Genomic DNA, 19,610 nt, shown 5'->3' on the forward strand with positions numbered 1-19,610 from the left:
ATGCTCTTCCGGGTCGATCCCACTTCCACCGTGCCGCTCGGTGATCAGATCGCGGCGTCCGTGCGCCGCGCTGTCGCCGAGGGGACGGTGGTGCCGGGCGAGCGTCTGCCCGCCGCCCGCATGCTTGCCGAGTCCCTCGGGGTCAACGTCCATACGGTGCTGCGCGGTTACCAGCAGCTCCGCGAAGAGGGGCTGATCGAGCTGCGCCGGGGGCGCGGCGCGGTCGTCACCGGCGGCGCGTCCCCGCACCGGGCCCGGCTGCAGGAGCGCGTGCGTGAGGTGGTCGCGGACGCACGCGAGTTGGGGCTGACGGAGGACGAACTGCTGGCCCTCGTCCGTACCGCACTGGGCAGCTCGTAGGCCGGCGCGGGCCGTCCCGGATCCAGTGCGGCGGGCGTTCGGCCGCCCGTCAAAAGCGCAAGGGGCCACCCCGTCCTACGAGGTGGCCCCCGGTGCCGCTGAGCGGCCGGACCGCGGTCAGGAGGCGTTGCCTGCCAGTGCGGCCGCGAAACCGTTCTGCCACAGGTAGTTCACCTGGCTGCGCTCGCTCGCGTTGGGGTACGGGTTGGTGCACGACGGGCCGGGGCCGCCCCCCGACATCAGCTCGCTGCACGGACCCGAGTAGTGGTCCGGAAGACCGAGCACATGACCGGTCTCGTGTGCGGTGACGCGGGTCGAGTTGTACTGCTGGTTCTGTGCGTAGTCGAGGAAGATGTACCCGTTGCCGTGTCCGTCGGTGCTGGCGTACGAACCGCTCGGGTCGTTGCCCTCGTAGTAGGCGAAGTCGGCGTTCGAGCCTTGCTGCAGCCGGACGTTGGAGACCGAGCTGTTCCAGATCTGCGCACTGTTGGCTATCTGGGTGCGGAAGCTCGGCGCGTTGGCGGTGCTGTAGACGATGGTGACCGACCGGGTGCCCGGGTTCGCCGCCCGCTTCTTGGCGACGGACTTGGCGACCGCCTCGAAGAACGCCTTGTTGGCGGCGGCGCTCTCGTGCGACCCGGAGTGGGACGTGTAGCCCGCGTGCGCCTCCGAAGCGGCGGCGGGCGGTGCGGCGGATGCGGGAGAGGAGGCGATGGCGGGTGCGGTGCCCAGTGCGGCCGCGAGTCCGAAGCCGAGGCCGACCACGGCCGACATGACGGTCCTGGGGTGTCTCATGGGGTGTCTCATGGGGGGTCTCCTACCGATTGCCTGTCCGATGAACCCGTCCGGTCATCGGACTCGGACGGGTGCGGTACGGAGAGAGTGTCGGGGAGTAAAAGCCGTGGCGGATGATGTCAACCGGCGATAGCGCCGCCCTATCGCCCTTCCCGTACGGCGTTCGAACTCTCCGTCAACTCCCGATGAATTCACGCCCTTTGGTGGGATTGTGGCGTCTGGTGCGAGGGCTGCCCGCCGCCCTACGCTCGACGGTATGGAGCTTGAGGTGAGGCACCTCAGGGTGCTGTGCGCCATCGCCGACACGGGCAGCCTGCACCGAGCCGCCCGCAGACTGGGCGTGAGCCAGCCCTCCCTGACCACCCAGCTGCGGCGGATCGAGAACGCTCTGGGCGCCGAGTTGTTCTGCCGCGAAAGAACCGGCTGCCGCCCGACGTTGCTCGGTCGCGCCGTCCTGAGCCGGGCCCGCCCCCTGGTCGACGGAATGGCCGCCCTGGTCAGCGACGCGAAGGAGGAGGCCGAAGCGGTCCGCGCCTCCGGCCCCCGGCTGCGCATCGGTTGCACCGCCAGCCGGGTCATCGGCGGCTGGCTGCGCAGGCTGCGACTCCGGCTGCCCGATACGGACATCTCGCTACGGGTCGACGTATCGGCCCGCGCACTGCTGCGTACGGTCGAGGCGGGCGGGCTCGACGTCGCCTTCGTGCACGAGGTCGAGGGCTGTCCGCTGGCCGTCCCGGAGGGCCTGTCGCAGCGCGTACTCCTTGACCGTGAACCGCAGTTCATCTGCATGGCCAGGGACCATCCGGCCGCCTCCCGGCCCGTGGTCGACCTCGGCGACCTGGCCGCCGACCGGTGGATGGTCGACCCCACGGTGGACGGCGAATGGGACGGGCTGCGCCGGGTGTTCGGCGAGGCCGGGCTCGCCCCGACCGTCCTGCACGGCGACTACCTCACCGCCGCGTCCCTCGTCGTCCTCGGCGAGGCGGTCGCCCCCTGCCAGCCCACCTCCGGGCCGCGCGACGACATGGCGATCCGGCCGCTGCGCGACGACCCCCTCGCCGTCCGGCTGCTGCTGGTGTCCCGGCCGGGCGCCGACATGGCGACGGTGTACGGGGAACTGGAGGCGGCCTACCGGGAGGCGGCCCAGCGGGCGGCCGGGTACCACCAGTGGCTGCTGCGCAACCGCAGCCCGCTCGCCCGTACGCCGTGACGGGCCGGCATCCGGTTCCGCGGCGAACGAGGAAGGGTCGCCGCCCTCTTACGCCGAGAGCGAGAACCGGTACCTGCCCGGCCGCCCCTCGGGCAGAGTCGGTCCCATGAGGCTTCTGATGCTGGGTGGTACGGAATTCGTCGGTCGCGCCGTCACCGAGGCGGCGCTCGCGCGCGGCTGGGAGGTCACGGTGTTCCACCGCGGCCACCACGCGCCCCTGCCGGGCGTGACGCAACTCCTCGGCGACCGCACCACCGGCGAAGGCCTTGCCACGCTGGCCGAAGCGGCAGCCGCAGCCGCCGGACGCCGCGCGGGTGCGTACGCCTGGGACCTGGTCGTCGACACCTGGAGCGGTGCCCCCACGGCCGTACGGGACGCGGCCCGTCTGCTGGCCGGCCGGGCCGGGCGGTACACGTACGTCTCCAGCCGCTCCGTGTACGACTACCCGGCCCCGGCCGGCCTGCCCGAGGACGGCCCGCTGGTGGCCGGTGCCTCGCCCGACGCGGGCGGGGACGTCCCGTACGCCGTCGCCAAACGCGGCGGCGAACTGGCCGCGCTCGACGCCTTCGGGGACCGGGCCCTCCTCGCCCGCGCGGGACTGATCCTGGGCCCCTGGGAGAACGTCGGCAGGCTGCCCTGGTGGCTTTCGCGGATCGCCCGCGGTGGGACCGTACCGGCCCCGGGCACACCGGATCTGAAACTCCAGTACATCGACGCCCGTGACCTGGCGAACTGGCTCCTGGACGCGGCCCGCGGCGGACTGTACGGACCGTACAACCTGGTCAGCCGTCCGGGCCACGCCACGATGGGGCAGCTGCTCGACGCCTGCGTACGCGCCACCGGCTCCGACGCCGCGCTCCGCTGGATCCCCGCCGAGGTGATCCTCGCGGCAGGTGTGGAGCCCTGGAGCGATCTGCCGGTCTGGCTGCCGCCGGGTGAGCTGTACGACACCCTGCACCAGGGCGACGTCAGCAAGGCGTACGCGGCCGGGCTGTACTGCCGGCCGGTGGAGGAGACGGTCGCGGACACCTGGAAATGGCTGGAGGGACTGGGCGGCGAAGCGCCGCACCGGCCCGACCGGCCCGCGGTCGGCCTGGACCCACGGGTGGAGGCCGGCCTGCTCGCGGAAACGGCCTGACGCGCGCCCGCTGTACCCCGACACGGCCCCCGAGTGTCCCGGTGTATCGGGCTGAATCGCTGACGGACCCGCCCACACCAACACCCACCCCGACCCCGCGGACACCACACCCCCGCCCAAGCCCACCCCGACCCGCACCAGGCCGCACAAGCCTCACCCCGGCGGACAGCTCCCGAACGCGAGTTCCCATGGCGGCGAATGGATTCTCGGCAGTATCGCGGCGGTTCTGCTCGCCGCCGGACCGGCGGCCACGCTGATGGCCCGTAGGACGCGTCGACGCAGCTAGCGTTGGCCCATGGCCGAACTGTTGCTGCACCTCACCGAAGGCCCCCTGTGGGAGGCGGCCCGCGGGATCGGGACGTACGAGATGTCCACCCGCGGCCGCACCCTGCACGAAGAGGGCTTCATCCACTGCTCGCTGCCGCACCAGCTCGACGGCGTGGCCGAGATGCTGTACGGCGCCGGGAGCCGGGCCGGGGCACCCGACCAGGATCTGGTGGTTCTCGTCATCGATCCCGCCCGGCTCCCGGTACCCGTACGGTACGAGCCCGCCACGCCCGGCGGCGAGGAGTTCCCGCACATCTACGGACCCGTCCCGGTGGACGCGGTCGTGGAGGTACGCACCTGGCCGCGCAAGGAAGGCGACCGCGCATGAATCCCGCACCCCCCACAGGCCCCACGGACCAGGCCGCCCCGATCGTCGCCGTCACCGGCGCCGGCGGTGCGGTCGGCGGCCGTGTGGCACAGCGCCTCGTGCGTGCCGGAGTACCCGTGCGACTCCTGGGCCGCGACCCGTCCCGGCTGCCGGAGCTGCCCGGCGCCGTCGCCGCACCGCCCGCCCCCTACGGCGACGGGGAGGCCATGCGCCGCGCCCTCGCCGGGGCGCACACCCTGTTCCTCGTCTCGGCGCACGAGAGCCCCGACCGGGTGCGCCAGCACACGACGGCCGTGGACGCGGCGGTCGCCGTGGGCGTCGAACGGATCGTGTACCTCTCCTTCCTCGGAGCGGCGCCGGAGGCCACGTTCACCTTCGCCCGGGACCACTGGCACACCGAGGCGCACATCCGGGTCGCCGAGGTCCGCTACACCTTCCTGCGCGACAGCCTGTACCTCGCCGGGATCCCGGCGATGACCGGCGCCGACGGGGTGCTGCGCGGTCCCGGCGGCGACGGCCGGGTGGCGGCGGTGGCGCACGAGGACATCGCGGACGCCGCGACCGCCGTGCTGCTGGCCGACACCGAGACCGACAGCATGCGCCACGACGGGGTCACGTACGACCTCACGGGCCCCGAGGCGTTCACCCTCGCCGAAGCGGCCGAGGAGCTCGGCAGGGCCACCGGCCGGACCGTCACCTACGTACCGGAGACCCGCGAGGAGGCCTACGCCTCACGGGCGCACTACGGCGTGGAGGACTGGGAGGTGGCCGGCTGGGTGACGTCGTACGAGGCCATCGCCACCGGCGAGATGTCCACGGTCTCGGACGCGGTACCGAACCTCACCGGGCATCCGGCGATGAGCCTGGCCACGTATCTGAGGGAGCATCCGGACAGCTGTCGTCATCTGCTCAAGACGGACTGACCTCCCGCCGGGCGACCCCGGAAGAGGAGGAGGGGCGAGGTGAGAAAGGGAGCAGGCAGCCGATGCGCACGGAGACCCCCTGGGGCCCCTGGGACCCGCCCCCGCTCGAAGAGGCCGCCCGACTGTTCGCCCCGCTGCGCGCCCCCTGGTGGATCGCGGGCGGATACGCGGTCGAACTCGCCGTGGGCCACACCTTCCGGGACCACGGCGACATCGACGTACTCCTGCTGCGCCGCGACCAGCTCACCGCCCAGCAGATCCTGGCGGACTGGGAATGGTGGGCCGCCGACCCGCCCGGCACCCTGCGCCGCTGGCTCCCCGGCGAGGTCCTGCCGCCGTACGTCCACGACGTCTGGTGCCGCCCCGGCCCCGCCGAACCCTGGCGCATCCAGCTCATGCTCGACGAAGCGGAGGGCGCCGACTGGCTGTTCCGCCGCGACCCCCGCATCCGCCTCCCGCTCGACCGGCTCGGCCGGGTCTCGACGGACGGCGTCCCGTACCTCTCCCCGGAGGTGCAGCTCCTGTACAAGGCCAAGTCCCCGCGCCCCAAGGACGAACAGGACTTCGCGGCGGCGCTGCCGGTCCTGACCGCGGACCAGCGCGCCTGGCTGACCGAGACGATCACTCTGGCCCAGGGCGCCGGCCATCCGTGGGCGGCGCGTCTGCGCGCCCACCCGGCAGGCTGACGCGGCGGGCGCGTGGGGCGAGGCCGACCGACCACCCCCGCCTCACCTCACGTACGCACCCGCCCGGGCCGCCGCCGCCGCGGCCTCGGCGGCACGGTCCGCCGCGGTCTCGTCGAGCGGATCGCCGCTGGCCAGCAGCCGGTAGTAGAGGGGGGCCGATACGGCGCGGATCACCTCGTCCGCGTCCGTGCCGGCGGGCAGCTCCCCGCGTTCGACGGCCTCGGTGACACAGTCGGACCACTCCTTGATGCGGATCGCGTAGAAGCGGTGCAGCGCCTGGGCCGTGCGCGGGTCGCAGGTCGCCGCGGCGATCACGGACTTGAAGAGGGCGCCCTGCCGCGGGTCGGTGAGGGTGGTGACCACCAGGCGGGCATTGGCCCTGAGGTCCTCGGCCAGCGAGCCCGTGTCCGTACGGGGTGAGGACTGCTCGGCCATGTCGTAGAGCAGGTCGGCGATCAGGCCGGTGGGGGTGGCCCAGCGCCGGTAGACGGTTGTCTTGCCGACATTCGCGCGGCGCGCGACATCGGCGAGGTCCAGGCGGTCGAAGCCGTGCTCGGCCAGGGCGTCGCCCGCGGCCCGCAGGACCGATTCACGGACCCGGGCGGTACGGCCACCGGGGCGGACGGTGCCGGGCTCCACACCCTCAGACGCCATAACGGGCCTCCAGTTCCATTAATAAGCCTTCCCCTGCTACGGTGCCTTCCATATTAACGGAACCACAGTCCCGTTAAAGCCTCTCCTTGAGGAAGGTCAATCATGTCCGCACCCGGCCGGGCCCCGTCCCCCGACATCGCCGAAACGGCTCCTCCGCCCGCCCCGTCCTCGAAGACCCGCATGACAGGACGGCAGAAGCTGGTCCTCGCGCTTCTCCTCGGCGCCCAGTTCATGATCGCCGTGGACTTCTCGATCCTGAACGTCGCACTGCCGGTCGTCGGCGAGGGCCTCGGCTTCTCCCTCTCCCATCTGCAATGGATCGCCACCGCGTTCGCACTCGCCGCCGCCGGCTTCACGCTGCTGTTCGGCCGCGTCGCCGATCTCGTGGGCCGCAAACGGCTGTTCCTCGGCGGCATGGTCGTCCTCGGCCTCTCCTCCGCCCTGGGCGGACTGGCCACCTCGCCCGAAGTCCTGCTCGTAGCCCGGGTGTTGCAGGGTCTCGCCACGGCCGCCGTCACCCCGGCCGGACTCGCCCTGCTGACCACGGCCTTCAGGGAAGGCCCGCTACGGGAACGCGCGCTGGGCCTCAACGGCGCACTGATGTCCGCCGGATTCACCGCCGGGGCCATCCTCGGCGGCCTGCTCACCGATCTGCTCTCCTGGCGCTGGGCCTTCTTCATCAACGTGCCCGTGGCCGCCCTGGTGGTGGCCCTCGCCCCGGCCGTCATCACCGACTCGCGCCCCGTGCAACGCCCCCGGCTCGATGTCCCCGGAGCCGTGACCGTCACGGGCGGACTGCTCCTGCTCGTCTACGGTCTGACCCAGGCCGGTGAGTCCGGCTGGACCACGCCCACCACGCTGGCCGCACTCCTCGCGGGACTCGCGCTCCTCCTGGCCTTCCGGTCCGTCGAGAAGCGGGCCGCGGCGCCCCTGGTTCCCGTACGCATTCTGAAGCGGCGCAGCGTCATCTGGGGCAACACCGCGGGCCTGATCGCCTTCGTCACCGAGACCTCACTGGTCTTCCTGCTCACCCTCTACCTGCAGGAAGTCCTCGGCTACTCACCGCTCGCCACCGGTCTCGCCTTCGGTGTCCTGGGCATCGGCACCGTGATCGGCGGCGCGTTCGGCGGCCGTGCGGTCGGCCGCTTCGGCAGCCGCAGGACCATCGTCACCGGCGGCGTCATCCAGGCCGTCGCCACGCTCTCCCTGGTGGCGCTCGGGACGTCGGCGTCCTGGATCTGGCTCCTGCTGGTGGCCACTTTCATCGGCGGCATCGGCAACATGCTGGTGATCGTCGGCTTCATGGTCACCGCGACCTCCGGACTCCCCGACGAGGAGCAGGGCCTGGCCACCGGCCTCGCCACCATGACCCAGCAGGTCGGCATCGCCATGGGCATCCCGGTGATGAGCGCCGTCGCCACCGCCCGGATGTCCGCCCTCGGCGACACCGGCCCCGAGGGTGTCCTGTCGGGAGTCTCGGTCGCGATCCTGGTCGACTCCGCACTGGTCCTGACCGGCGCCCTGCTCGCCGGCGCCTTCCTCGGCCCGCGTCGAGCGAGCGGTGGCGCGCGACGCTGAGCACGGGCCCACCCGCCGATGACGCGAGGACGCCGGACGGACCAACCGCCGTCCGGCGTCCTCGCCTCGTCAGGCCTCGTCGTGCGCTTTTTGCAGCGCGGCGATGTCCAGCTTCCTCATGGTCATCATCGCCGCGGTGGTCCGCGCGGCCTTCTCGGCGTCCTGATCGCCGATCAGATCGATCAGCACCTCGGGGACGACCTGCCAGGAGACCCGGTATCTGTCCTTCAGCCAGCCGCAGGGCCCCTCTTCGCCCCCGTCGGTGAGACTGCTCCAGTAGTAGTCGACCTCGTCCTGGTCCGAGCAGCGGATCTGGAACGAGATGGATTCGTTGAACGTGAACTGCGGCCCGCCGTTCAGCCCGACGAACTTCTGGCCGTTGATCTCGAACTCGACCGTCATCGCCGATCCGGCGGGCCCGGGCCCTGCTTCGGTGTAGCGGCCGATCCTGCCGAGGCGGGAGTTCTTGAAGACCGAGAGGTAGTACTCCGCCGCCTCCTCGGCCTGCCCGTCGAACCACAGACATGTGGTGAAGCCCTCGGTGGTCATCGCTGTCTCCTGTCGTGAGCGCATGTCCCGTCGTGTGCGCATGTCCACCCATACCGACTGATCCCGTCCCGGAAACTCATCGGTCGCATATGGGGGGAATCGGCACCGGCGTCGTGGCCGGCAAGGGGAAGGCGGGGGAGTCAAGCCCCGCACCGGGCAAACGGCCGTGCCCCTGCCGGGTGTTGACTTTACGCTGATCGGAACGCAGGTCTCCCGAAGGACCTCGGCAACGCGGAAGGGCCCGACCGGTCGAAGCGGTCGGGCCCTTCTGATCACCCGTCCGGCCTGCGGGGTGCCGCGGCCGTCGGGGTGGGGCGATCAAGCCTTCTTGGTCTCCCAGAAGATCTTGTCGATCCAGCGGGACGCTAGTCGGGTGGGGTGCCGACCTGCGGATATGGCGCTGACCTGCGGATACATGCTCTGCCTATCTTGCAGCATCTCGCAGTATCTAGCAGGTCAATGCAACGACTCCTCTTGATCATCTCCCAATCTTTCTCCCACGTCTCCCAGCCCGCCCCGGGCACAGGAAAGACCGCCCGCTCGCCGGGGGTGCTCGGCGAACGGGCGGCCGTCCTGGATCATGATCACAAAAAGCGACACATGAGTCGCTGACACGAGATCACGCAGGTCACAGGTTTGTCGAGTGCCCCGAGACCAACCCGACCTGAACTCTGAACAGCTCCGACTGTTCGGGGACCGCGTACGGGACCTCCGCATGCAGGCCAACCTCACGCAAGAGGCTTTCGCGGAGATAACCAATATCAACCGGCGCACACTCCAGCGCATCGAACGCGGCACCAGCGATCCGTCTTACAGTGCGCTCGTTCGTATCGCTGCCGCACTTCGAATGCCGCTTGCCGACCTCGTACGCGAGTGAGCCCCGGCCGCGAGTGTGGCCGGGGCTCCGGGCAGTGCTGCCGCGTCAGCGCGAGCGGGAGGCGGTCCACCGATACGCGGGCCCGTTTGCCTTGGCGGCGGCAAGCGCGGCGAAGTACCCCTGAGGCTTTCCGGTCTCAGTAGCGAGCCGATCCCAGTCGCCCTTGTCTACCAGCGGCCAGCACCGGCTGCAGGCGAACCACGGCTGAGCGGCATGACGGATCTCTTGGATATCGCCGTCTGCCGTGATCTCCCGCGGAAAGTCCACCTCTCTCACGGGGTAGGCCCAGGAGATCTTGGGGTCCCCGCACGTATTGCAGTCTCGGGCGGGCCAACTCATCTCATACGGGGATTGCAACGGCGTGTAGTCGTAGTAGCCCATATCGGGAGGGTAGCGCTCGGCGGTCAGCCAGGACACGGGGTCGCTCCAGTGGGTGACGGGTGAGTAAGCCAGTCGGCAATGGCTTGCGAGATCGGGGCACCCGTGGTGATCTCCACGAATCCGAACTGTCCGCCCTGGTTGGCTTCGAGGAACCAGAACTCGCCCGAGATGTCGATGGCGAAGTCGAGCGCCGCGTACACCAGGCCGGCCGTCGCCATGTACCGCTGTACCGACGCGCGCAAGGCCGCAGGGATCTCCTGTATGGCCCACGTGCATTCCTCGGCCGGAAGCCACCGCCAGTCCAACGTCTGGCCGTCCTCCGGCTCGATGACGCAAGGGAACATCTGCTCCCCGACCACCGTCAGACGCAAGTCGCTGGTCTTGGCCACCTCTCTTTGCAGGCACGTCGCGGACGCTTCGACTCCGGCGAAGTCAGCGCCCGGCTCCACGCGGCACGTCGGCAGGGTGACCGGCGGGTCCTCGGGATGCCGGCCGCTGACGGACTTCACGATGACCGGCCCGTCGGCCGCGAACTTCTCGGCGGCGGCCGGGACGGTGGTGAAGATGGTGTCCGGAACGTGCATGCCCACCTGGTGGGCCGCGCGCAGTTGCCAGGGCTTGTAGCGGGACCGATTCACCGCGTCCGGGTGGTTCATCCAGGGGGCGCTGCTGGCCCGGAGAGCGCCGTAGAACGCCCGCTCGGTCTCGGTGGCCACCCATTCCGCTTGCTCGGTGGCTCCGGCCCCCGGGCGGCCGGGACGGCGCAGCCAGATGGACCGCACGTCGCCGAGGGCCAAGCACTGGCGGTCAGTGGTGATGCGCCCGGCCACCCCACCGCCCGCACTGATGCGGGCGGTGAGGGCCACACGGCCGGGAATATCGGCAGGATCCACCCGCAGGACGGGTGTCCCCTGCTGGACAAGGCGGTGGACCACCATGTCCGCGGTGACGTCTTCCTCGGACGTGAGGATGAGGACGGTCATGTCAGTCGTCGTCGTTGTGGGTCGCGCTGCCCGCCGTGGAGGTGGTGCTGGCCGTACTCATGAGGACGGGGTAGTTCACCGCGGCCAGCGTCCCGTCAGGGCAGGTGTTCATCTGGCTGGCGGGGTCGAAGGTGTAGGGCGCCGCCGGTTCCGACGGGCGGGGGGTGGCGTACGGGAGAGCGAAGGGTGTTGTCACTGCTACCTCCGTGGTTGCGTGGCTTCTGACTTCTCTCTGTGCAGCCCGCTCCGGTCAGCGCATCGGCCGGGGCGGGAGTTCTTGGGCGTGCGAACGTCAGCACCGGGCGGGCCATGATTGGCCCGGCTGGTTCCACGGCGTCGTATGCGGGGTGTAGTGGTCGCCGTCGTGCTCAGGCTCCAGGGTGCAGCGCGCGCTGGTCTTCGGGTCCATGTCCCAGCAGCAGTGCGTGATGCTGTAGGTCGACTCGGTCTTCATCGGCGGGCCTTCCGCATCGGGCCGCGGGTTTCCCGCCAGGTGCGGCCGAGCTGTACCGCTGTGGGGCAGGACGCCCCGGCGCGGCAGGTGGCGCAGCTGTAGGTGTGGCCGATCAAGGCGCGGTACGCGGCTTCCGGCGCGGCGACCGGTTCCGGCGCGGCGACCGGTTCCGTCTGGGCGGTCACGGCTGCTGGGCCTTGCACTGGTCGCACTCGCAGGCCGGGAACGAGGTACGGGGTTCTACGGTCTTGAGCGGGGTGACCTCGGCCTCCGGGCGGATGACGCGCGTTCGGCCGTAGCGGTCCACCTCGTACACCTTGATCGTCATCACGGGCGCTCGTCCCCCCGGTCGTTTGAGTGATGCTCAGACCGTAGGGGCGCGCACAGCAAACGAGGGGCAGGAATCCTGCCCCTCGCTCATGGGTTCGAACTAGGCCGCGAGCAAACCGAGTTGGTCAGCCAGGGCCGCAGCACGCTGCCGCCGGGCGGGGACCCTGGATTCCGTCTCCTCCAGCACGATCCGCCGTGCGTACCCGTTGTACTTGATCGTCTCGGGGGCTGCCTTGTGTGCCTTCTCCAGCGTGGCGAGCGCGGTCTCTGCTTGGCCGTCGAGCTGGTAGGCGCGGGCCTCCTCGATCCGGTGTCGGGCCAGCCGCGGCCGGGACGGGATCGTGGCCGTATCCGCCGCGATGACCTGTCGTACGGACTCCCCGCCGGCCCGCAGCTCCACCGCTACCGTCACTGCGTGGGCGCCCATGATGGCCTGCGAGAAGCTCGTGATCGGGTGGTAGTAGCCGGGGCTGAGCCTGCTAGAGGTGGCCTTTGCCTTGTCCCACCACCCCCATGCCGCCCCCTTCTCGCCGCGTCGGGCGGCGGTGTATCCGGCCTCGAACTGGAGGGCTCCGGTGATGGCGCGCACACGGTCGTCCGCGTCGGGGAGGAACCTCTCGAGGTAGCCGAGCGCCTCCATGGTCATGGCGTCCGCAGCGTCGAAGTGGTCGCGACCGGTATCGCGGTGAGCCTGCGCGGCCAGCCACGCGGCCACGCCGATGGCGTGCGGGTCCTCCGACTCCTGCGCCGCGACCATGCCGCGCTCGGCCACGCGCCAGAGCAAGGCGCTGTCAGGCTGGTACGCCACGAAGAACTGCGACAGCGAGTAGACCTCGGAGAGCACGGCCTGGGCCGCGCGCCGATCCACCGCCGAGTCCGACTGCCGCACAGTCAGTTGGGAATCACGGATCAGGTCGGGCAGCAACTCGCCGATGACCTCACGGTGGTTCGCCGCCTCGTGCCGGGCCGTCCATGCCTTCTCGAGCCTGGCCGCCATGTGCTCAGCCGAAGGCGCCTCCCGATCCGTGCGCAGGGCCAGCGCGTTGACCGCATCTCGGACTGCCGGCAGTCGGGAATGGCCCGGACCGATGAACAGATCCACGGGAGCGGACTGATCGCCAGTCAAGTCGGAGAGGTCCCGGACACGCAGCAGCTCGGCGATACGCAGGACCATCGGGAGCTTCGGCATGCCCATCTGTCCCGTCTCCACCTGCTTCACCCACGAGGGGGACATGCCCAGCAAGCCAGCCACCACCGGACGGGACATGCCGCGCTTCGTACGGAGAATCTGCATGCGTTGACCGAATGCCATGGGGTCGGCGTACGGGTCCGGGGTAGCATCATCTGGCATGGCCTTGCCCCTCTCTGAACAGCTCGTCACTGTCAGGGTATGGGGCAGGGCCCTTTTTGTGGTGCCCGTCACCTGATCCCAGACGCACGAAACCGCCCCCCGCGCCGGCCGAAGCCGGAACAGGGGGCGTTGTTCATGAGCGGCGGCGGTCCGCGGGAAGACCGGCCACGGTAGGGCTCGACGAGGGGGCAGGGTCCGGGTTGGACGGCGTGGTCCGGCGGCAGACGAGCGCGTCCGGGTCGCCTGGCGGTGGCTGGAGGCTGTACCCGGCCGGGCAGGTCTGCCCGTTGGCGCCATCGCGGCCGTTCGTACCGTCCTTCCCGCTCGCGCCGTCCTTTCCTGCGGGGCCGGCAGGACCAGCAGGCCCGGTGTCGCCCTTCGGCCCGGTCGGCCCCGGGACGGTGGAGTCAGCCCCAGCCTGCCCGACCTGCCCAATCGGCCCGACCTGCCCAATCGGTCCGGACGGTCCGGACGGTCCCGACGGTCCGGGGACGGGCGTAGCGGCTGGCCCGGCCGGTCCGCGGTCGCCCTTTGCTCCTGCCGGCCCCGGCGGGCCAGGGATCGGTACGGGCACTTCGGCTCGGGCGGGTAGGTCGTCGACGGCTTGCTCGGGATCCGGCGCTGCAGGGGTGTCGCCGCGCGCCTTGACCTGTGACCGCAGGGTCCGCACGTCGGTGGCCAGTGTCGTGACCGCGTTGCCGCGCCGGTCCGCCTCGGCGGCCAGGCGGTCCGCGCGGCTCTCCGCCTGATCGATCTGGAGGAACGCCACCGCGAGGCCACCGCCGAGGAAGAGGAGCGCGGCCACGATCCACAGCAGGTAGCGGCGCCGGTAAAAGAGGCGCTCGGCCCGCGTCATGGCGTGCCTCCCAACTGGGTGACCAGCAGCCGCAGACGGGCGCTCTCTGCCCGTTCCGCCGCGAGGTCACTGCGCAGTGTGGCCAGCTCGGAGCGCAGTTCTTTCCGTTCCTCCTGTAGCTGGTCGGTCAAGCTGTTGAAGCCTGTCAATGCTCCGCCCTCCCGGGTCGCCCTGGTCGCGCCCCGGGAGCCGTACATGGCCGCTGCCGCTGCTACCGGCGAGGCCAGCAGTGCACCCAGCGCGGTCAGCATGGCAGCGTCCACACGGTCCTCCAGTGCGCTCAGACGGCAGCTCAGACGCCCCGGGCGAGGGACGCCGGGTCGGCGGCTGCGGTCAGCGTGGACGCGGTGCCCTTCCTTCCGAGTCGTCCCGCCACCCAGCCCTTCGCCGAGGACAGGGCCAGGGCCAGCGGGGCAGCCCACCACGTGGGGAGGTCGGCGAGCTCCACGACGGCCAGGCCGAGCGCGGCCTGCGCCCCGGTCCAGCCCGCGCGCTCGCCCAGGTCCAGCAGCAGCTGCTTCGTCACGGTCAGGACTCCTTCTTCAGGATGGCGACGTCGGCGCGCAGGGCGCGGACCTCCTCGAGGATGTGGGCGAGGAAGTAGCCGGCGCCGTGCTCGACTCGGCCGGACGAGGTGCCCTTCGCGGTGGTGCCGATCTCACCGATGGCGAGGAGGTTGGCGTGCAGGGCCTTCACGCGATCGTCCGTCGACGGCGCGGGGGCCGGGGCCGGCGTGGTCGGCTTCGGGGCCGGGGGCTTCTCCGGCGCGGGGGCGGTCTTGGTCGGTGACCAGCTCGCGGGGTGCTTGAGGCGCTCGGCAACGTCGGCACGGAGCTGCGCCATGGTGAAGCCGCGGGGGTCGACCTTGTCCGAGCTCCACTCCAGGTGGCCGATGACGCTTTTCGCTGACCAGCCGTGAGCCCGGCAGAGCGCGGCCTGGACGCGGACGATCGCCTGGTACTGCGCCTCGGGCCAGGGATCTTTGCCGTCGCCGAGGTTCTCGCACTCCCAGCCGTAGAACCGGGAGTTGCCATCGGTCCCGTTCGCGTTGCCCTTCGTGGGCGGGGTGGGGCGGGTGCCGTAAGACTCGGCGATGACCTGCGCGAGGACGGCCGGGTCACCGCCGCCGGCGTGGTTGGTGCGGCCCCAGCCGACCATGTGCACGACGCCGTCCTTGCCGATCATTCCGTGGCACAGCGGGCCCGGCAGGGACGCGTACCCGTCGCGGACCATCGCGACGGTGGACGCGGTGCCCTTCGTGACCGTGTGGTGGACGATCGACCCGTTGAGCGGGCCCCACGCGCCGTGACCAGCGCGGTTATGGGTGCGCCAGTTGCCGACTTCGACAACGCGAACGCCCTCGGCACGGAGCGCGGTGAGGACCACCGAGGCGGACAGGGGAGTGGCCATCAGGCCTCCAGACATGAGAAAAGCCCCGGCCGGGCGGCGCGGGGCAGTGGACGGTGCAGTGGTGTCAGGTCGGCATCCGGGCAACCCAGTGAACAGGGATGTTCGCCCACGTGTCGGGGCCCTCGGCTGCGTCGGTGAGCAGCGCGAAAAGGGTCCATCCGGTGGCCGTTACGCTGATCGGCCGGACCTCGAAACGGCCAGTAGTACCGGCCCCGGACGCAATCTCACAGTTCATGATCGGCACGACCGGGAACGGCTCGGCGAAGGTGAAGTTCTGTGTGTAGCTGGTCAGGTTGGTGAAACTGATGTTGACGACGCCGGCTTGATAGTCCTTCGCCGCGAGGCGCAGCGCGGTGATCCGCATACCGGGCTGCCACGGGGTGGCTGGTACAGCCATGGGCGCAGCTCCTTACAGGGCGACGATGGTGGGCTGAGCGAGCCGGACGTTAGTGCCCGTGGCCTGCGGTTTGATGATGCCGTTGACGGCTCGGGTGACAGCGAAGGTTTGTACGGTGCTGGCCCCGTCGAAATCCCCCCAGGACGCCACGGTCGGAAGCGTCCCGGTGTAGGCGGTTGACAGGATGGCGCGCATTCCCACCTGCCCCGTGCCTGTCAGGTCCGTATCCGTGGTCTCCAGCTGCCACGCGGTCGGCTCCGGCGCGGTGGCGGGCCAGACGCGGGCGCGGAGCGTTGTCCCTGTCACCTGGAGCCGAAGCCCGAAACGGCTGGCCGCGGTATGGGTGAGGCCGGTGGTGTTCTGCACCAGCAGCGTTTCCGTCCCGGCGAGCCGCTTTCGGAGCGTCAGGATTACCGTCTGCGTGGACGAGAACTCGACGCGGGCCACGTAGCAGTTGTTCGTGTCGGTGGCGCGAGCCACGAAGGCGAGGAACTGCCCACCTCCCGCAGCGAGCGAGGTTGTGCCCACCGTGGCAGACAGGTTGACGTTTGAGCTCGGCCCCGGCATTAGCGCCCACCGCGAGGAATTGACGGTGCCCATGGTCATCAACCCGCGACCCATCAGGGCGGCACGAACGGCCGAGGCGTACCGGTAGAACTCGGCGGTACGGGCGCCGGAATCCCGCACGGCCTTTGTGTTCTCCCCGCCGGGGAAGAAGCTGTTGCGGAGCGCGCGGGACATTTCCAGCTGCACCCCGCCGCCGCCGCTGGTGCGGTTGCAGATGTTGAGCGGGTCAGTTCCCGCGATCTCGCTCGGGGCGGTGGTAACGAGGAACCCGGCGGCCGTCAACGTGCCAGCGAGCCGGGCGACCAAGTCGGCATCGAGTCCGCCGATCGCGGTCTCGGGCACACCATCGGTGCCTACGTATCCATGGAAGGACAAGCACCGTCGCACCGCAGCCACAAGGGATTGCCCCATCGGCTCATCGAAGCGCGTCGAAGTGATGTGCAACGAGACGTTGTTGCTGGCCTTGAGCCCGGCGAACTCGTAGTACGCCATGCGCGTACCAGCTGCCGAGATCTCGCGGGCCAACTCCCCCGACCCGCCCTCGATCCCGCCACCGTGAATGGCTATTGCCGCCCAGGTCGCGCCCGCTGGGGCGACCGCGGTTCGGCGCCACGCGGTGCCCTCCTTTTCAGCTGCGGCCAACTGCGCAAAGTTGCTGTACGTGTCAGCCACGTCATCCCCCCTGTACTGCGTAGTCAGAGGCCGCGCCCCCGGTAATCGTCCACGCCTGGCCCGACGTGGCCGTACCCCAACCGTCGACCACGGACCGGTCGAAGCGGTCACCGCGGACACCGATGATGTCGGTCACGGTCATGACCTCACCACCGGCCTGGACGTCGAACGGCAGCTCGGCGAGATCCTGCGTCCATACCGGCCCTATGGGCGTTGCCACTCTGATCAAGGCGGCCGTGGCGCTGAAATCGCCCGAGACCGTCGACCCGTCCGTATCCGCCCGGCCCAAAATCGGGTCCTCGACTACGCCGACCTCCCACGGGCTGGCGGGCGTGCCGTTCATCGTGAGCGACCACGTGTACAGGTCCAGTACCTCGGTGTATCCGCGCATGTGCTGGTCGATCAGGCCCGGCGGCAGCCACGCAGGCGGGGTGCTGATCGTGATGCGGTCGCCGATGTCGAGGGCGAGAACGTCCTTGATGAGGTGCGGAGCGGCGTGCAGCCACACGGTGATCGCCGGATACCGGGCCTCGTCCACCGTACCGAGGTGTACCCGCCAGGCCGCGATCTGCTCGGGCTGGCCATCGTCGTAGAGGGACAGCGTCACGGACTCGTCGTAGAGACCCACCCCGACGGGCGGTGGAGCCACCGACAGCGGCCCCACAGTCTCGACCACGCGCCCGGACGATCCGCCCGAGCGGCTGACCGTCACGTCATTTCGGATGCGCTGGTCATCCTCGGCCGGTTCCAGCGGCGGCGGGACCTCCCCTTTTGCCGTGTAGTTGAGGGCCAGGCGCACCGGCTGGTTGTACAGCGACGCCCGGTCCCGGTACACCAGGGCCGCACGGTCCAGGCGCTCGTACAGGATCCCGCCGTCGGTGTCCTCGGCCTCCATGAGCAGGTCCAGGAGCGTGGCCGGCCGCTGCGGTCCCATGCGCTCCGAGGATGCGGAGGCGTCCCCGTCGAGCCATGTCAGATTGACCTGCCCGGATTCCTCGTTCGCGAGACGCGCCATCCGGCTCAACGCTGTCTCTCCGTTGAACCCGTTGTCGGCACCGGAGAAGACGAGCGATCCCGGGGGCGCGGTCGGCGACGCGGACGCGGCCGGGACATTGAACACAGCGAGGTGCCCGAGCGCCATGCCCTCGGTGGCCGCGCCCCAGCCGCCTGTGATGCTGCTGACACGCCCCATCGTCGCGGTGACCTGGGTGTAGGCGTAGTAGTAGACATCCGAGGAGACGTCACGCCACCGCGCGAGCAGGTTCGTCTTTCCCGAGCCCGCGTCGGCGGTGTAGATCGCCAACCTGTTCCACACCCCGGTGAACGCGGCGAGAGCGGCCGCGTTCGTGAACAGGACGAACGCCAGCACGATGTCGTCATCGTCGCGGGCCTCCACGCGGATGCCGCCCGTGGACGCGTAGACGACCGCGGTGGTCATGGCCGATCCGGTGACCTTGACGCGCAAGATCTCCGTCTGGGTGGCGGGCATGGCCGGCAGGTTGTACACGAACTCGACCTGCCATCCCGCGGCCGTCGTTCGCGGAACGCGGGCCGACAGGGTGGCCGGGTTCTTCAGCTTCGGCAGAGGAGCAGACCCACCGAGCGTGTCTTCCGCGGCGAAGTCGAAGCCGGTCGTAGCCAAGGGAGAGACCCCGGGCAGCGGCGAGTACGCGGCAAAAGTGCCCTGGTCGTCCTCCATCGGCCAGTACGCGATCAGGTTGCGGTCCGACGGGATCCGGCGCCGCAGCGTGCTGTCGAGTTCCTTCTTCCCCTGCCCCATCCTGCGCAACACCCCGCCGGCCTCGATCGGCACCCACACGTCCCGGCCTGACACGTCCCACCGGGTCGGCCATGAGCTCACCTCTCCGGTGAACCGGTACTGCCGGTTGCTGATTTCCGCGGCTCCGGTAATCGTCCAGGCCCGGCCGGCAGCGTCGGTGAACCCCGTTGTGCCAGGGACCTGGGTGCGGACGTCCGGGGCGGCGACCGCGGTTCCGTTGATGCCGGACCGAACCTCGGCCCGGTGGATTCGCCCGTTGATCGGCAGCCAGTTCGGGACGATCGTCGTTGTCGACGGGGCGAGCAGCAGCGGGGCAGTCGACGCGAAGATGCTGGTCGTGCCAGTGGCCATCAGGTCACTGCCCAGTTGCGTCCACGGGCCGTCGAGGCCGGTTGCCCAGTACAGGCGGGCAGTCCACCCCCCAGCCCCGTTGTCGACATCGAGGGTGGCGCGGAGCGCGGCCCGGGCAGGGAGGGTGGGCAGAGCCAGGCCCGCGAAGAGGGATCCCGTCCCGGTCGGGGAGAACCACAGCTGGAGCGCGCCATCGGCGAGCGCCAGCATCCAACTGCGTTGGGCAGCCGCGGAGTTCCACTTCCCGATGAGTACCTGTGTCCCGGCCGCGTACCAGTCAGCGGTTGCCTCCACCCGGATATCGATATCCCCGGTGATGTCGAGGGCTGCAGTACCTGGGGTGCTGGCCGTGCTGGCCGAGGTTCCATCGAGCGCCAGGTAGGACTCCGGGCCCTGCACCGATACCCGGATCGGGGTGTTGCGGCCGATCAGCCCGTAGTACGGCGACATGGGGTTGCGCGGGGAGTACTTGCCGTCGCGGTTGTTGAGGGTCAGTGAGCAGCGTGACGGATCAACGCCGTTCCCTTCGTCCTTCGCGCCGCGCTCGATGGTGATCGGGGAGCGCGTGTAGACGTCACCCGTGATGTCTGTCCATGCACCGGCGATCTGCAGCTCTGTACGGACATCGAGCGGGGTCTGAGGAAACGCCACCG

Annotated in this window: 25 protein-coding genes; 8 read left to right on the forward strand and 17 right to left on the reverse strand. The window is 70.3% G+C overall.

Annotation, left to right across the window (positions count from 1 at the left end; all coding sequences use genetic code 11):
- Positions 1-360, forward strand: a complete 360-nt coding sequence (locus ACFVV1_RS02465) for a GntR family transcriptional regulator (protein ID WP_389983200.1) — start codon at positions 1-3, stop codon at positions 358-360.
- Between the two features lie 117 nt (positions 361-477).
- Here the strand turns inward: ACFVV1_RS02465 and snpA are convergent, their stop codons facing one another.
- Positions 478-1,134: a snapalysin gene (gene snpA / locus ACFVV1_RS02470; RefSeq protein ID WP_389983926.1), complete on the reverse strand. Its 657-nt coding sequence runs from the start codon at positions 1,132-1,134 to the stop codon at positions 478-480.
- A gap of 277 nt (positions 1,135-1,411) precedes the next feature.
- Between snpA and ACFVV1_RS02475 the strand changes: the two genes are divergently transcribed.
- From ACFVV1_RS02475 to ACFVV1_RS02495, 5 genes are all read left to right on the forward strand, one after another.
- Entirely contained in the window at positions 1,412-2,365 is a 954-nt protein-coding gene (locus ACFVV1_RS02475; RefSeq protein ID WP_389983203.1) for a LysR family transcriptional regulator, read from the forward strand.
- 118 nt (positions 2,366-2,483) lie between these two features.
- Entirely contained in the window at positions 2,484-3,503 is a 1,020-nt protein-coding gene (locus tag ACFVV1_RS02480; RefSeq protein WP_389983929.1) for an NAD-dependent epimerase/dehydratase family protein, read from the forward strand.
- Between the two features lie 295 nt (positions 3,504-3,798).
- A complete protein-coding gene (locus ACFVV1_RS02485; RefSeq protein ID WP_389983206.1) occupies positions 3,799-4,158 on the forward strand; it encodes a DUF952 domain-containing protein in 360 nt (119 codons plus the stop codon).
- Entirely contained in the window at positions 4,155-5,081 is a 927-nt protein-coding gene (locus tag ACFVV1_RS02490; protein WP_389983209.1) for an NAD(P)H-binding protein, read from the forward strand. The genes ACFVV1_RS02485 and ACFVV1_RS02490 overlap by 4 nt, the downstream gene beginning before the upstream one ends.
- A gap of 62 nt (positions 5,082-5,143) precedes the next feature.
- Positions 5,144-5,767: a nucleotidyltransferase domain-containing protein gene (locus ACFVV1_RS02495; protein WP_389983212.1), complete on the forward strand. Its 624-nt coding sequence runs from the start codon at positions 5,144-5,146 to the stop codon at positions 5,765-5,767.
- A gap of 42 nt (positions 5,768-5,809) precedes the next feature.
- Here the strand turns inward: ACFVV1_RS02495 and ACFVV1_RS02500 are convergent, their stop codons facing one another.
- Entirely contained in the window at positions 5,810-6,421 is a 612-nt protein-coding gene (locus ACFVV1_RS02500; protein WP_389983215.1) for a TetR/AcrR family transcriptional regulator, read from the reverse strand.
- A gap of 102 nt (positions 6,422-6,523) precedes the next feature.
- Between ACFVV1_RS02500 and ACFVV1_RS02505 the strand changes: the two genes are divergently transcribed.
- Complete coding sequence (locus ACFVV1_RS02505; protein ID WP_389983217.1) at positions 6,524-7,999, forward strand: MFS transporter; 1,476 nt, start codon at positions 6,524-6,526, stop codon at positions 7,997-7,999.
- Between the two features lie 69 nt (positions 8,000-8,068).
- Here ACFVV1_RS02505 and ACFVV1_RS02510 read toward each other — a convergent pair whose 3' ends face one another.
- Complete coding sequence (locus tag ACFVV1_RS02510; protein WP_389983220.1) at positions 8,069-8,548, reverse strand: VOC family protein; 480 nt, start codon at positions 8,546-8,548, stop codon at positions 8,069-8,071.
- Between the two features lie 643 nt (positions 8,549-9,191).
- On the opposite strand from ACFVV1_RS02510, the gene ACFVV1_RS02515 reads away from it, so the two are divergent.
- The gene (locus tag ACFVV1_RS02515) at positions 9,192-9,425 is read left to right on the forward strand and encodes a helix-turn-helix domain-containing protein (RefSeq protein ID WP_389983222.1); all 234 of its coding nucleotides are present in this window, start codon (positions 9,192-9,194) and stop codon (positions 9,423-9,425) included.
- Positions 9,426-9,470: 45 nt separating this feature from the next.
- Here ACFVV1_RS02515 and ACFVV1_RS02520 read toward each other — a convergent pair whose 3' ends face one another.
- The 14 genes from ACFVV1_RS02520 to ACFVV1_RS02585 all read right to left on the reverse strand — a co-directional run bounded on the left by ACFVV1_RS02520 (position 9,471) and on the right by ACFVV1_RS02585 (position 19,608).
- Entirely contained in the window at positions 9,471-9,842 is a 372-nt protein-coding gene (locus ACFVV1_RS02520) for a hypothetical protein (protein WP_389983225.1), read from the reverse strand.
- Positions 9,830-10,789, reverse strand: coding sequence for an MvdC/MvdD family ATP grasp protein (locus ACFVV1_RS02525; RefSeq protein ID WP_389983228.1), 960 nt, complete (start codon positions 10,787-10,789; stop codon positions 9,830-9,832). Before ACFVV1_RS02525 ends, ACFVV1_RS02520 begins: the two co-directional genes overlap by 13 nt.
- Position 10,790: 1 nt before the next feature.
- Positions 10,791-10,985, reverse strand: coding sequence for a putative ATP-grasp-modified RiPP (tgmA, locus tag ACFVV1_RS02530; protein ID WP_389983231.1), 195 nt, complete (start codon positions 10,983-10,985; stop codon positions 10,791-10,793).
- Between the two features lie 96 nt (positions 10,986-11,081).
- Positions 11,082-11,243 (reverse strand): hypothetical protein, encoded by a 162-nt coding sequence (locus ACFVV1_RS02535; protein WP_389983234.1) that lies wholly within the window; start codon positions 11,241-11,243, stop codon positions 11,082-11,084.
- A complete protein-coding gene (locus ACFVV1_RS02540; protein WP_389983237.1) occupies positions 11,240-11,428 on the reverse strand; it encodes a hypothetical protein in 189 nt (62 codons plus the stop codon). Before ACFVV1_RS02540 ends, ACFVV1_RS02535 begins: the two co-directional genes overlap by 4 nt.
- Complete coding sequence (locus tag ACFVV1_RS02545; protein ID WP_389983240.1) at positions 11,425-11,571, reverse strand: hypothetical protein; 147 nt, start codon at positions 11,569-11,571, stop codon at positions 11,425-11,427. Before ACFVV1_RS02545 ends, ACFVV1_RS02540 begins: the two co-directional genes overlap by 4 nt.
- Positions 11,572-11,673: 102 nt before the next feature.
- Positions 11,674-12,924 (reverse strand): helix-turn-helix domain-containing protein, encoded by a 1,251-nt coding sequence (locus tag ACFVV1_RS02550; RefSeq protein ID WP_389983243.1) that lies wholly within the window; start codon positions 12,922-12,924, stop codon positions 11,674-11,676.
- Positions 12,925-13,057: 133 nt separating this feature from the next.
- Positions 13,058-13,780 (reverse strand): collagen-like protein, encoded by a 723-nt coding sequence (locus ACFVV1_RS02555; protein WP_389983246.1) that lies wholly within the window; start codon positions 13,778-13,780, stop codon positions 13,058-13,060.
- Positions 13,777-14,043, reverse strand: a complete 267-nt coding sequence (locus ACFVV1_RS02560) for a hypothetical protein (protein ID WP_389983249.1) — start codon at positions 14,041-14,043, stop codon at positions 13,777-13,779. The genes ACFVV1_RS02555 and ACFVV1_RS02560 overlap by 4 nt, the downstream gene beginning before the upstream one ends.
- Positions 14,044-14,072: 29 nt before the next feature.
- Entirely contained in the window at positions 14,073-14,306 is a 234-nt protein-coding gene (locus ACFVV1_RS02565; RefSeq protein ID WP_389983251.1) for a hypothetical protein, read from the reverse strand.
- A gap of 2 nt (positions 14,307-14,308) precedes the next feature.
- Positions 14,309-15,190 carry an N-acetylmuramoyl-L-alanine amidase gene (locus ACFVV1_RS02570; RefSeq protein ID WP_389983254.1) on the reverse strand — a complete coding sequence of 294 codons (882 nt, stop codon included), beginning with the start codon at positions 15,188-15,190 and terminating at the stop codon, positions 14,309-14,311.
- Between the two features lie 64 nt (positions 15,191-15,254).
- Positions 15,255-15,587: a hypothetical protein gene (locus ACFVV1_RS02575; RefSeq protein ID WP_389983257.1), complete on the reverse strand. Its 333-nt coding sequence runs from the start codon at positions 15,585-15,587 to the stop codon at positions 15,255-15,257.
- 12 nt (positions 15,588-15,599) lie between these two features.
- A complete protein-coding gene (locus tag ACFVV1_RS02580) occupies positions 15,600-16,826 on the reverse strand; it encodes a poly-gamma-glutamate hydrolase family protein (RefSeq protein WP_389983260.1) in 1,227 nt (408 codons plus the stop codon).
- A gap of 1 nt (position 16,827) precedes the next feature.
- Entirely contained in the window at positions 16,828-19,608 is a 2,781-nt protein-coding gene (locus ACFVV1_RS02585) for a hypothetical protein (RefSeq protein ID WP_389983263.1), read from the reverse strand.
- Between the last annotated feature and the right edge of the window lie 2 nt (positions 19,609-19,610).

Source organism: Streptomyces sp. NPDC058092, assembly GCF_042884935.1.
Lineage (GTDB): Bacteria > Actinomycetota > Actinomycetes > Streptomycetales > Streptomycetaceae > Streptomyces.

What these genes read in the sequence shown, in the direction of transcription:
- ACFVV1_RS02465 (WP_389983200.1), top strand. Translation starts at nt 1, where the DNA reads ATGCTCTTCCGGGTCGATCCCACTTCCACCGTGCCGCTCGGTGATCAG.
- snpA (WP_389983926.1), bottom strand. Translation starts at nt 1,134, where the DNA reads ATGTCGGCCGTGGTCGGCCTCGGCTTCGGACTCGCGGCCGCACTGGGC.
- ACFVV1_RS02475 (WP_389983203.1), top strand. Translation starts at nt 1,412, where the DNA reads ATGGAGCTTGAGGTGAGGCACCTCAGGGTGCTGTGCGCCATCGCCGAC.
- ACFVV1_RS02480 (WP_389983929.1), top strand. Translation starts at nt 2,484, where the DNA reads ATGCTGGGTGGTACGGAATTCGTCGGTCGCGCCGTCACCGAGGCGGCG.
- ACFVV1_RS02485 (WP_389983206.1), top strand. Translation starts at nt 3,799, where the DNA reads ATGGCCGAACTGTTGCTGCACCTCACCGAAGGCCCCCTGTGGGAGGCG.
- ACFVV1_RS02490 (WP_389983209.1), top strand. Translation starts at nt 4,155, where the DNA reads ATGAATCCCGCACCCCCCACAGGCCCCACGGACCAGGCCGCCCCGATC.
- ACFVV1_RS02495 (WP_389983212.1), top strand. Translation starts at nt 5,144, where the DNA reads ATGCGCACGGAGACCCCCTGGGGCCCCTGGGACCCGCCCCCGCTCGAA.
- ACFVV1_RS02500 (WP_389983215.1), bottom strand. Translation starts at nt 6,421, where the DNA reads ATGGCGTCTGAGGGTGTGGAGCCCGGCACCGTCCGCCCCGGTGGCCGT.
- ACFVV1_RS02505 (WP_389983217.1), top strand. Translation starts at nt 6,524, where the DNA reads ATGTCCGCACCCGGCCGGGCCCCGTCCCCCGACATCGCCGAAACGGCT.
- ACFVV1_RS02510 (WP_389983220.1), bottom strand. Translation starts at nt 8,548, where the DNA reads ATGACCACCGAGGGCTTCACCACATGTCTGTGGTTCGACGGGCAGGCC.
- ACFVV1_RS02525 (WP_389983228.1), bottom strand. Translation starts at nt 10,789, where the DNA reads ATGACCGTCCTCATCCTCACGTCCGAGGAAGACGTCACCGCGGACATG.
- ACFVV1_RS02535 (WP_389983234.1), bottom strand. Translation starts at nt 11,243, where the DNA reads ATGAAGACCGAGTCGACCTACAGCATCACGCACTGCTGCTGGGACATG.
- ACFVV1_RS02545 (WP_389983240.1), bottom strand. Translation starts at nt 11,571, where the DNA reads ATGACGATCAAGGTGTACGAGGTGGACCGCTACGGCCGAACGCGCGTC.
- ACFVV1_RS02550 (WP_389983243.1), bottom strand. Translation starts at nt 12,924, where the DNA reads ATGCCAGATGATGCTACCCCGGACCCGTACGCCGACCCCATGGCATTC.
- ACFVV1_RS02555 (WP_389983246.1), bottom strand. Translation starts at nt 13,780, where the DNA reads ATGACGCGGGCCGAGCGCCTCTTTTACCGGCGCCGCTACCTGCTGTGG.
- ACFVV1_RS02570 (WP_389983254.1), bottom strand. Translation starts at nt 15,190, where the DNA reads ATGGCCACTCCCCTGTCCGCCTCGGTGGTCCTCACCGCGCTCCGTGCC.
- ACFVV1_RS02575 (WP_389983257.1), bottom strand. Translation starts at nt 15,587, where the DNA reads ATGGCTGTACCAGCCACCCCGTGGCAGCCCGGTATGCGGATCACCGCG.